Annotated in this window: 1 pseudogene; it reads right to left on the bottom strand. The window is 64.2% G+C overall.

The features are described 5' to 3' along the window. Positions 1–507: pseudogene (locus tag AACY45_RS27900) on the bottom strand (threonine--tRNA ligase); the annotation flags it as partial. Positions 508–520 lie beyond the last annotated feature (13 nt).

Below are 520 nucleotides of genomic sequence, written 5' to 3'. Positions count from 1 at the left end.
CGCGTCGAGCCGGCGGCGCATATAGGCCTCCAACTGACGCCACAGCATATAGCCCTTGGGGTGCCAGAACACGCTGCCTTGCGCTTCGGACTGGAGATGGAACAGGTCCATTTCCTGGCCGATCTTGCGATGGTCGCGCTTGGCCGCTTCCTCGAGCATCGTCAGATGCGCATCGAGCTGCTTCTTGTTCAGCCAGCCGGTGCCGTAAATGCGGCTGAGCATCGCATTCTTCTGGTCACCGCGCCAATAAGCGCCCGACACACGCGTCAGCTTGAACGCCTGCGGATCAAGCTTGCCGGTCGAGGCCAGATGCGGCCCGCGGCACATGTCGAGCCACGCGTCGTCACCCTTGCCGGCCTTGTAGACCGTCAGTTCCTCGCCCTCGGGCAGTTCGGCGGCCCATTCGGCCTTGAAGCTCTCGCCCTGCGCGGTCCAGCGCGCGATCAGATCGGCACGGCTCCACACTTCGCGGATCAGCGGCTCGTCCTTGCCGATGATGCGGCGCATCTCGGCTTCGATC

The sequence above is a fragment of the Pseudomonas sp. RA_35y_Pfl2_P32 genome, from assembly GCF_963970735.1.
Lineage (GTDB): Bacteria > Pseudomonadota > Gammaproteobacteria > Pseudomonadales > Pseudomonadaceae > Aquipseudomonas.
The sequence above is the reverse complement of the archived record's forward strand: the minus strand, read 5'-3'. Positions and strand labels throughout refer to the sequence as shown.